An 11,067-nucleotide genomic window follows, 5' to 3' on the forward strand; every position below is an offset into this window, starting at 1 on the left:
AGGAATGTACCCACTGAATTCGACTCGCCGAATTTAAAATTTTCAAAAATACCAAGGGATTCAGGCGAACGCGCTCGGCATATTTTTTAAACTTCCGTTTTAGTAACAAAGAATGTCAAAGATAATACCTTCTTCCCTGAAAACATTTTAGAAGACCTACCTGAGTGTCTTCAGAACAAAGTTTTCGAAGTCCCTCTCAAGTCAGCAAAAGCAAATAACAAAGCTGCCTGAAAAGTCCCATATTAACTTTTTAAATTCTTGACCGCGGCAATTTTGTTGCTTTGGTTTGAGACTTTCCGAGACCCAGGTAGATTTTCCGATACTTTCATACATTTTCACATAGGTTTCCTATAGTTAACCGTAGAAAATTTTAGTCAATTCTTCACTTCAAGATTTTTACTCCTATACTTGATGTAGTTGCACATTCATTTAATAAATTAATAGGAGTCCCATCCCAATGAACCAAACTATTCCCAATAACTTAAAGTCAGCCCGTCTTTTAAGCAGAAAAGAAGCTGCAGAGCTGTTAGGTGTCAAAGTGGATACCCTTGCAGCTTGGAAATCAACGCGACGATATAACATCCCCGTGGTAAAAGTCGGACGTCTTGTTCGCTATCGTTACTCAGATCTGCTGGATTTTATCGAGCGTCGAACTGTTAATAAATCCAGTGAGCTCAAGCCATGAGCAAAACTTCACAAAGAGCTCCGGGTTGTAAAACAGTTTCTCTTGAAAGTTATCGCCAACAAGGGACACATCCAGTTAATCTCAATACCTGCGACTGGCTGGATCCTATACCCATTGGCGCCATCAAAAATGAACTTCCCCCTGTTGAAGTTCTGCCAGCCCATCTTATTGCAAAACCATATCAAGAATGGCTTGTTGACGTAGCTGAACGCATGCAATGCCCATTGGATTATGTAGCAGTTGGGTCTCTTATTACCACGGCTTCCATTATCGGATCTGGTTGTGGCATCAGACCAAAACGCCAGGATTCATGGACGGTTATTCCTAACTTGTGGGGTTGCATCGTAGGACCTCCCAGCAGCCTGAAAAGCCCAGCTTTGAAAGAGGTCATGCGTCCTCTTGAACAACTGGAGGGAAAAGCATATGAGGTCTATAAAAAAGAACAGCAAGCCTATGTTGTAGAACTTGAAGCCTACAAAGCTACCAGAGAGATATTCAAGAAGAAAATGATCAAAGCAGCAAGTAGCTTTGACATGCCTGCAATGGATCACTTAAAAAAAGAGTTGCTAGCCACTGCAGAACCTGAAGCTCCTGTGTGCAAACGTTATTACACTAACGATGCGACCGTTGAAAAACTGCAAGAGCTTTTAAGCCAAAACGAAAGAGGGCTGCTGGTGCTTCGTGATGAACTGATGGGGTTGCTTGCAAGTTGGGAAAAGGCCGGTCGTGAGGAAGATCGTAATTTTTATCTGGAGGGTTGGAACGGCTATGGATCCAAGACAACGGATCGTATTGGTCGAGGCACCATTCGCACAAAAAATCTTTGTATTTCTCTGCTTGGCAGCACCCAACCCAGCAAGCTTTTGAGCTATTTTCAGCGAACCTTAGGCGGTTTGGAAAACGATGGATTGCTGCAACGATTTCAATTGTTGGTCTATCCGGATGAGGTCAAAGAGTGGAAACTGGTCGACCACAGACCCAACGCTCAAGCGCAAGAACGCGCTTTTGCAATCATAAACAAGCTAGCAAGCATGAATTTTTGCGACCATGGTGCCATTCTTGATGAAAACTCAGGCATTCCCTATTTTCAATTCGATGAGCCTGCACAGCAAGTCTTCTATGAATAGCTGACAAAGCTTGAACATCAGCTGCGCAATAGCATTGATGATGCCATTGTTATTGAGCATTTAGCCAAGTACCGAAAGCTGATGCCAGCTTTAGCTTTAATTTTCCACCTGATTGAGATAGCGGATGGTAAAAATCGTTCTGGAGCGATTACAAAACAATGCGCTCTAGCTGCTGTGTCCTGGTGCGATTATTTAGAACAGCATGCCCGTCGTATTTATGAAAGCTCTTTGAGCCTTGCTTATCAAGCTGCCAGAAAATTGGCCAGGAAAATTCAAAGCGGTGTATTAGGCAGCTCCTTTGATGTAAGGCAGGTCTACCGCAAGGAGTGGTCTTTGTTAAAAAACAAGGAAGAGGTGCAATCAGCCTGTGAAATCTTGGCTGAAGCCGGGTGGATTAAAATTAGTACATCTTCAGGGAAAGGTAGAGCAAACCTGCACTATGAGATCAATCCAAAGGGAGTCGCATGAATCAGAATAGCCTCAAACTACAACAAGAAAGCCATTTGTCGGGTTTGTCGGGTTTGTCGGGAGAGCTTTTTGAGCAGATAAAAAATATGCAGGGGATAGTACCCGACAGAGCCGACAAAAATTATCTGTCAGTTCTGTCGGGTATAAGGGCCTTTTTCAAAATTCAAGAAAACATCCTGGAAAAACCACCCGACAAACCCGACAAATAGCTTCAATCTTGAATTTTAGCTCCATTTGAATGTAGCAACCAGATTAACAAACGAAAGGAATACTCCTCATGAAAAACTACTTTACCCGCGGCGGCCAACTATCAATGCATCGCCTACGCATGTTGCAACAAATGGCCAGAGTCATCTTGGCTGTTTTTTTGTTTGCCACCTCAGCCATGCTGGTTGGCAAAACCTATTACGACATTCCCAAGTACCAATTCTATCTGCTCAAAGAATATTATCATGCCCAATTTTTGTTGGGGTTTGCCAGCACCCCTGCAGATATTCGCAAAGCCCAACAGGTGATCATTCACCCCAATGGCAGAAAATCAACAGAATACAGCTACAACATTGCCCACAGTGATTATATTCAGCAATGTGTTACCTACATCAAATACAGACTCTGGCGTAATTTTATCCTTGGTCTTTGGACAGGTGGAGCATTGAGCCTTCTGATAATGGGGGCATTCATTTATCGAGGCTGGAGGCAAATTCGGACAAAGACCGAGCGTGGTACTTCCCTGGTATCCACAGATCAATTGAAACGTCGGATTCGACGCAGGTATAAATCAGATTTGTACTTGGATGGGTTGCCTCTGATCAAAGGTGCAGAAACCTCCCATTTTGTTGCCGCTGGTACAACTGGGAGCGGCAAATCGAATTTGTTTCATACACTGTTGCCACAGATCAGAACCCGGGGAGATCGTGCCATTATCGTCGATTTAACCGGAGATTTTATCAGCCGCTATTATGATTGCTGTAGCGATTTTCTTTTAAATCCGTTCGATATGCGGCATCAGAACTGGTCTCCGTGGCAAGAATGCCAAGCTGAACCTCATTATGTTGCACTTGCTCATGCCATGATCCCTGAAAAGGGTCAAACACAGGATCCCTTTTGGGAAAATGCCAGCCGAATTGTGCTCGCAACAGCCTTGAGGAAATTTGCAGAAGAAAAGACCCCCTCAACCCAAGAGCTGTATCGCCTGCTGGTTGAAGCACCAATGACCGAGTACCAAAAGTTCTTTGAAGGCACGGAAGCGGTATCATTGACCGATAAGCAAGCGGATAAAACTGCTGCTTCAATTCGCTCAAATTTATCAACGCAGTTGGTTGGGTTAAAATATCTGAGCGCGCAAGAAGATACCCCAGGAGATCCATTTTCCATCCGCAACTGGGTCAGGCATGGTGATCCTGGGTCTTGGTTATTCCTCAGTGCTTTTCCCGGCCAACGGCAGAGCTTACAAGGTTTGATGACCGCTTGGATGGACACAGCTATCAGTGCTCTGATGACTTTGGAGCCAAATTATGACCGCAGGCTTTGGTTTGTTATGGATGAGCTGCCAGCTCTCAACCGTTTGCCGTCCCTTGAAATGATGTTGGCAGAATCTCGCAAATATGGTGGCTGTGTGTTGGCAGGCTTTCAAAGTATGCCGCAACTGACAACGGTTTATGGGGCCTCAATTGCCCAAACGCTGCTGGGGCTGTTTAACACCCAAGCATTTTTCTGCAGCACCAATCCTGATACCACATCGTGGATCTCCAAAGTCTTGGGAGAAGCAGAAATCCAAGAGGTAAAGGAAAGCTTGTCCTATGGCGCGCAAGCAGCAAGAGACGGAGTATCCCTCAGCCAGCAGCACCGCAGACGCTCTGTGGTACTGCCAACACAAATTTCTAGCCTGAAATCTCTACAGTGTTACGTGAAACTGCCAGGAGATTATCCTGTGACTCAGTTGCAGATGAGCTATAAAAAGGGTCAGATAGTTGCGCCTGGGTTTTTGGCAAGACCAGTGGCGTTGTCTAAAATATCCCCCAAGAAAATGGAGGAGAAAAGGGAGCTTGTGAAGGACGAGAAAACTGCGGAAAGCAAGGATGAGGGTAAGCTTGAGCGGAACTTGGTTTGATGACAAATGACTTTAATTTTAGGCTCATTTACATACTATAGGTATAGATAACGAACCAAAATTAAAGCAATTTTTAAAAATATGGCGTGAGCTTGGAGGCACTCAAAAGAAAGCTTGCGTGTTAGTTGAGGCAGCTTATTACCTCTAGGTAGAGCAAGAAAATTTTTGTTCTCTATTTCTTAGTTTTAAAAAGAAGGTAGTAAATTACATAAAGCCAGCTAAAAAAACCATGAATTATAGCCCATAGGACAGATCGATTTTGATTAAATGAGATAGCAATTGCCAAAGCTGTTCCAAAAGAAATTCCAAAACGGAGATATTGTGGATTGATGATGAATTCTTCAGGCACTTTTAACTCCTTTTAGCAATCTTTGTGTCTATTATATATGTTGACACACACCTGTTAATAATCAATTAAAAGTGCAGCCCTCTTGGTCTGATAACATTCGGTACTCAGCCATGAATTTCTCCAACAACCGGTTGGAGGTTTTCTGAGTGTTCGTCCAAGTTTTTCCAAGGCTCTCCTGGCAACTTTGAGACGAGAGCACTCATCACGGATCTGTAAGCTGTTTCAGGATTCCATGGAATGTTACCTGCCAATAGTGGGCCTACATCCTGATTAAAGGATGAAGTTCTCATCTTGAAGGTCAAGTTTTTTTCAAGCTCAGCACGACTGATTGCCGTCTGGTTAAAAGCATTATACCTCTGAAACGCTTCAAGAACCTGACTGCAATTGACATTTAATTGGTTGATGCTTAGCCACAAATCGAATAAATCACGTCCTTTTGAGCGCTGATAGAGTGCACGCAGCTTTGTCCCCATCAATTCTTCTAAGTTGTAGGTCCTGATCTGGCTGCTGCCGGAAAACCAACGACTCTCTACGCTATAGTTGTGCTGGCGATACCCGTACAAATTAAAAGCTTCAACCGTGTTGATCTCAATTTTTACCCTCAAAGGGACTGGGGGCTCATCTTCTGAAGAAAACCGATAAATTAACTTGGCTGATCGTGCCGTTTGCTTCCATTTTGCCGTCCCGAGCCAAGGATCCAAAGCTTCCCGTATGGCAGAGAAAATGTGGCCAATGGGCGCATCGTCTACAAGGACGAAATCTAGATCTTCACTATAACGTGCAGCAGGTTTGACAAAGAGCTTATTGAGCGCTGTTCCGCCTCGAAAGGCTAGCGAATTCTGGATCACCGTATGTTGATACAACTCAACCAAAGCACGACTTAAGACTAAATCTTGCTCTATTTGCGATTGGTAAACCCAGGGTGCTTGTTGGCGCCATTGGGCAATAAAATTAATAGGTATCATCTAAGTCACTCTCTATCGTTGTATTCAGGGCAACCTTCCATTTTACATGACGCTTTGCCCCCGTAAATGAAATATGTGGGTCCAAAGGAACCACCCGTAACGCTTTTGTAAGGCATTGGTAGACAACATCTGATATCGCATCATGCCCCAGGAACTCCAGCAGGAAACCGAGTCTTTGTAATACTGTTCTTTCATGCTTTTTGATGAGCAATTCTTTGAGCACCTTAGGATCAACAGATTCAACAAGTTCATCAAGCACTGTTGCAACATGATTGAGACCACCGCAGCGATTCATAAATTGGATCAAATCCAGCATAGTTGCTTCAGGAGTGGCAACCGTCATGTAGCCCGTACGTGTTTTGAGTTGTTGTGTAGGTGTCTTTCCCGTTTCACCCTTGGTGATAAATTCAACTCTGACACTACCACAATGAATACCAGGGCGAGGTTTGCTTACAACAACCTGAAACGTTTGCAGTTGTTGATGAGCTGCTCCAAAATAAAGGGCAGCTGTTAGCAAGCCAACATAGTACTCTTGCTGCCAATGCTGCATGAGGTCATCAATAAAATAATCTGGTGGCAGGCAACCCAGCTGGCGAAATTCAGGGGTGAGAATGAGGTAATACCCTCGAGCAGGAGAGGCAATTTCGCCTCGCTTCCTTAAATAATAGATTGCCCTTTCAGCAGCCTTGGCCGTGATTTGCATTGTTTGTTGCATTTTTTGCCTTGTAAATGAAATCTGGCCTTGAGCTGTTAGGTGGTCTATATACTGCTTGGTTTTTTCAGCTATCATAATCGTCATTATAATTTGTATAAACCCCCTTGAGAAGGGGGTTTATGCAAATGAGACGTATTTTTGAGAGTGGTTTGGCGTAATACTGCTGAACCACTGCGTAGTTCATAGTTAAAAAATAAATCTCGAAGGCGGTCGAGGGCGGTCCAAGGCGATCAAGGGCGGTCGAAGGCGTAAATGGTTGCAGAAAAATTTTTTTTCTCGTGCTTCACAAATCCATCGAATACCCTTGAGACTTTTGCAGCTGCTGTTCCGCTTGCTTCATGATCATTTTCATTTTCTGCGTGACTTTTTGGGTGCTCTCAGCATAACGGGCACTTTGCACTGGATCCTTTGTGGGATTGAATGCTTTTTGCTGCAACCAGGCTTCACTTTCGCGCCTGCGTACAAAGCCGGTCACACATTGTTGTTTGGCTGCATCCTGGTGCTTGAACTGAGTTGCCAATTTCTCTGAACCTTTTTCCAAATGATCTGCCAGCTCGATATAGCGTCTTGTCATAGCTTCAGATGGCACCACACGAGTTCGTTCCCAGTGCCTGAGGGACTCATGCGCTACACGATCGGCGATTGTTGCTGAAAGCTCAAATTGCCCGGCGAGTTTTTGCGCCAATTTGGATTGAATCGTTTGATGCTCTTGTAATACATCCTTGGCAAACTGCTCAAAACGATAACGATCCTGAGAAGGTTGCCCAGTTTTTCGTAAGTCATTTTCAAACAGTTTACCTTCGATCTGTGCCATCCTTTCAGCGTACAGCTGAGCTGTCAGATGATTTTCTGGAGCAACGGTTTGACGATCTGCCAGGATCTCTAGGAAATCGTCCCTGAGCTCACCAACACGCTCCAGTTCGAATTTGGACCGCCCAAGCATCACGCTCACATCATAGTTTGTGGGATTATTCTGGTGAATCTCTTTGAAAGCATAAAGATGATCAACCGCTTTTGCGGATTGCTGTTCGAGAAACTCTCTGTCTTCAGCATTAGGAGCACGCTGGTATTTATTCTGGAATAATCCATGCAAGCGCCGTTCTAACAGTTGTGATAGTTGTTCAGGAGTTTTGTCTTCCATGGCAAAGGCAGGGGAGGTAACTTCGACCGGCTGCGCTGTTTTTTGTGTCTGTGGCGGCAACTGATAAAATTCCGGATTGCTGTGGAAGTAATCCGTCACCTGAGTCCAGATACTCTTTGTTTTATCCAGCAAAGAGACACGTTGTTGCTCTTGCTTTTTATCCAGATCCTCCCTCGTTGCAAAGTTAACACTGGCCACCTTGGTGCCACTACGGCTGATTTGTGTGGCAAACTGACGCAAGTTCTTCGTTTCTTGCTTGGAAAGAAACACCTCTACATCTTTGCTATGTCGCGTGAGAGCCACGTAGCTATTGCTATGATTGGTTGCTTTGTCGTGCAGCACGTAGGTCTTATCAATAGTCGCACCTTGAGCTTTGTAGATGGTTCCAGCATAGCCATGCCGCAGGCCTTGGTAGGTTCTTGGGTCAAAACTAATGCTCTGGCCATTATCGCACCACACCGTGAATTTATCAGGGGTACAGGCTCCCAAAATCCCAAATTGACCATTGCTGATATCTTGGGTTTTATCTGTCACAGTGAATTGCACTCGATCGCCTGTGGCAAAAGACTCAAGTCCTCGAGTGGTCATCATTTCTACATCAATAGCGCCGATTTCTCCGCGTTGTTTACGAATATCGCGCATGGCTTGATTCAGGGTATCCACATCTACGTTGCGTTGCGCCAGCGCAAAGGTCCAGTGCTCACGGTTACCCAAACTGTCCGTGGTCCATTGATTCACCAGCTCAGTTAAAGCGCTCTCTTTATCGTCAGACCAGTTGAGTTTGTTATGTTCAGCCAAAGTCTTTGCTGCAGAACGTACTCGATGATTTGAGAGATCCTCGGAGACCTGCTTTTGCCAATCCTTTTGTTGCCGGCGCACGGTTTCCAGGGTAGGGGCTCCATACTGTTCTGAGAGCACCTGGAACATCCCGCCACGCTCAATCGAGGAAAGCTGCTTTGCATCACCCATGAGAATGATTTTGCACTTGGCTTGCTTGGCGGCATTAAATAGTTCGACCATCACTTCCGTGCCGAGCATGCCGGCTTCATCAACCATCAGCACCGTGTTTTTGTCCAACTCCATGCGCTTGTTGTTAATGCGAAATAACAATGAGTGACAGGTCATCGCCTTGGCAAAACCATCATCTTTCATGTCTGATGCCACTTTGTTGGTGGGAGCCAACCCGATCACACGGTATCCAGAGTTCTCATAAGCTTCGCGCACGGGATTCAGCACGTAGCTTTTGCCAACACCAGCTCGGCCTTGGATGATCTTGAGGTTGTTATCATTACTGGTCATATGCTGAAACGCTTGGTGCTGTTCGGCACTTAATGCTAAGCCATCCAGAGCATTGGTTTTGACTTGCTCTTTGATGGCAAATGATTGTCGATCGGCCACGCTACCTACAAAGCGCTGTAGTTTTTCTTCCTCGGCTCTAACGTCCTTGGTGGTGAAGTACTTGGAGGGTTCGCCACTTTCACTGCAGAGCAATGGCACAACCTGATCGTGGGCAAAAATGCCTTCCAGCACCTTGTTCCGATCTTCTGGCTTTACATGCTTGGCACAAAACCGATCGACATCCTTACGGGTAAACACGGAATTGTGCAATGTCATTTGCTCCAGCACACTACTGGGATCTTTAACATTATCAGCATTAGCTTGCTTGAGCATTTCTGAGCGCACCAAGGCGTCATTCATATGATTGCGCATGCGCACAGGACCCAAGTGTTCTTGCGGCACGATGCCGACTGGATCAACCCGCAGCTCCAGACCTTTTTCTTCGAAGTACTCATTTTGAATGTCCCGGACAATTTTACCGACCAGCTCAGCTTCCATCACCACGCCCTTGCGCACCGTGGGATCAGTATCGCGAGCTTTGCGATTGTGCAGTGATTTACCGTCTTCTGAAAACCTTCTTGTTGTGATCAACATATGCACGTGCCAGTTCTTGTCGTCTTCATGGGGTTGGTGAACATCCATCTGCACTCCCAACCCTTTATCGACAAATAACTGCTTGGCAATACGACGAGATATTTCCACACGATCTGCCAAGCTAATCTCTGCATCATCGGGCAGCGCAATCACTGATTCTTTACAAACCTGGCTGTCTTTACGGTTTTCCATAAACTCGGCAGCATTCCACAACACCGAGGCGTCCAGAAACTTTTTATCGACTCCTTCAGGCAGCAAAATCTCATGATGAACGTTGTCGTCTTTGTGCTTGAAATAGAACAACTGCCCGCTGCGTTCGCACTTCATGCTCTCGCGCTGATTATAGGCAGCCTTACGGCAAGCGTTGCCGCCGGAACTGCGGGAAACATATTCAATGCGAGCAAATTGGATAGCCATGACTGAAACCAAATACGGCAGGATTGGATTTGAGATCATGGTAATCCAAATCTCCGATTTGCGCAAGCGCGTCTGATAAGACGCATATTGCGTTATGAGTCGATTTTTCAAATGCGACATCCTAAATGTTTGTACCACCTTTGGCGGTATGCTACTGTAGTAGCATGGTCACGTAAATTATAGCGTCATGGGATAATCAAATGGCACAATCGAACATTATCTCCACCAAAAAACAGCGCCTCGAACGGCAAAAAAATCGCCTAAATCAGCAAGAAGCACTGATCAAACAGCTGGAGCGTAAAGAAAGAACAAGAAAACTTATCGCCTTAGGAGGACTTATTGTAAAGGCCAAATTGGATGACATTGATACTAATACTCTACTTGGTGGGTTGCTCACCCTTGCTGAGCAAAAAATTGCTGATCCTGCTATCACTGAAACCTGGAGCCAAAAGGGCAAAGCCACTTTTGATCAAGAAAATCAAGACAAGGTTGCCGTGATTGTCACCTTTGAAGAAAAACCCTCAGCAGAATTACGCGCCCAAATCCGAGAGCTGGGGTTGAAGTGGAATCAGTTCCGCAAAGAATGGCAGGGGCATGTGGTATTGGAGGAATTAAATCAAGTACTGGATGGCACAAAATATACATCGATTAGGGTTGGTATAGATGTCACTGAGCAGCCCATTATACACAATTGATAAGAATTTTCACAAATAATCAGCTATTTTTCATCTAATCACAGGCTTTTGTTGGACACATTTGACTATGATGTTTATAAGGCTTTAAAGGATGTATATTGGAAGTTGTAGAAACTTCTCTGATCACAAACTCTGTATACTGGTTTCAAAATTGAACCCAAAACAAATAATGCACTCACATAATTTGGAATCCAATCTACTAAATGTGGGTAGTGATGTGAAGCATTAGAGTTGTATTTATTGCTTTCTATTATATTCCCTTGATTTGACTCATTTGTTATTTCACCATTTGCGAGCCACCCTATACCATGGGCTTTCAGATAGGCCTCTTTACAGGCCCATTTTCTAAAAAATGTGTATATTTTCTCATTGTAACATAGTGTAATTGCACCCCACAAAGGTCTGGAGTGTGGGCTATTTTCCGAAGTCGTGAATAGCTCCAATTGAGGCGTATTTTTCCTAG

At 44.7% G+C, this 11,067-nt stretch carries 9 protein-coding genes and 1 pseudogene; 5 read left to right on the forward strand and 5 right to left on the reverse strand.

The window, feature by feature from the left end; translation table 11 throughout:
- The first annotated feature begins 457 nt into the window (after positions 1-457).
- From ABFQ95_05345 to traD, 4 genes and pseudogenes are all read left to right on the forward strand, one after another.
- On the forward strand, positions 458-685 hold the full coding sequence (locus ABFQ95_05345) for a helix-turn-helix domain-containing protein (protein ID MEN8236950.1): 228 nt from the start codon (positions 458-460) through the stop codon (positions 683-685).
- A 212-nt stretch (positions 686-897) separates the two neighbouring features.
- Positions 898-2,280, forward strand: a pseudogene (locus ABFQ95_05350) (YfjI family protein).
- Complete coding sequence (locus ABFQ95_05355) at positions 2,277-2,489, forward strand: hypothetical protein (GenBank protein MEN8236951.1); 213 nt, start codon at positions 2,277-2,279, stop codon at positions 2,487-2,489. The pseudogene ABFQ95_05350 and the gene ABFQ95_05355 overlap by 4 nt, the downstream one beginning before the upstream one ends.
- Before the next feature lie 68 nt (positions 2,490-2,557).
- Positions 2,558-4,390 carry a type IV conjugative transfer system coupling protein TraD gene (gene traD / locus ABFQ95_05360; GenBank protein MEN8236952.1) on the forward strand — a complete coding sequence of 611 codons (1,833 nt, stop codon included), beginning with the start codon at positions 2,558-2,560 and terminating at the stop codon, positions 4,388-4,390.
- 172 nt (positions 4,391-4,562) lie between these two features.
- Here traD and ABFQ95_05365 read toward each other — a convergent pair whose 3' ends face one another.
- From ABFQ95_05365 to ABFQ95_05380, 4 genes are all read right to left on the reverse strand, one after another.
- The gene (locus ABFQ95_05365) at positions 4,563-4,739 is read right to left on the reverse strand and encodes a hypothetical protein (protein ID MEN8236953.1); all 177 of its coding nucleotides are present in this window, start codon (positions 4,737-4,739) and stop codon (positions 4,563-4,565) included.
- A 104-nt stretch (positions 4,740-4,843) separates the two neighbouring features.
- Positions 4,844-5,704, reverse strand: a complete 861-nt coding sequence (locus ABFQ95_05370) for a nucleotidyl transferase AbiEii/AbiGii toxin family protein (GenBank protein ID MEN8236954.1) — start codon at positions 5,702-5,704, stop codon at positions 4,844-4,846.
- Positions 5,691-6,503, reverse strand: a complete 813-nt coding sequence (locus ABFQ95_05375) for a type IV toxin-antitoxin system AbiEi family antitoxin (GenBank protein MEN8236955.1) — start codon at positions 6,501-6,503, stop codon at positions 5,691-5,693. The genes ABFQ95_05370 and ABFQ95_05375 overlap by 14 nt, the downstream gene beginning before the upstream one ends.
- 199 nt (positions 6,504-6,702) lie before the next feature.
- On the reverse strand, positions 6,703-10,029 hold the full coding sequence (locus ABFQ95_05380) for an AAA family ATPase (protein MEN8236956.1): 3,327 nt from the start codon (positions 10,027-10,029) through the stop codon (positions 6,703-6,705).
- An 80-nt stretch (positions 10,030-10,109) separates the two neighbouring features.
- Between ABFQ95_05380 and ABFQ95_05385 the strand changes: the two genes are divergently transcribed.
- A complete protein-coding gene (locus ABFQ95_05385) occupies positions 10,110-10,604 on the forward strand; it encodes a conjugal transfer protein TraD (GenBank protein MEN8236957.1) in 495 nt (164 codons plus the stop codon).
- A gap of 74 nt (positions 10,605-10,678) precedes the next feature.
- Here ABFQ95_05385 and ABFQ95_05390 read toward each other — a convergent pair.
- The coding region (locus ABFQ95_05390; GenBank protein MEN8236958.1) for a hypothetical protein at positions 10,679-11,067 on the reverse strand (389 nt) is incomplete at its 5' end.

This window comes from Pseudomonadota bacterium (assembly GCA_039714795.1).
Lineage (GTDB): Bacteria > Pseudomonadota > Alphaproteobacteria > JAGOMX01 > JAGOMX01 > JBDLIP01.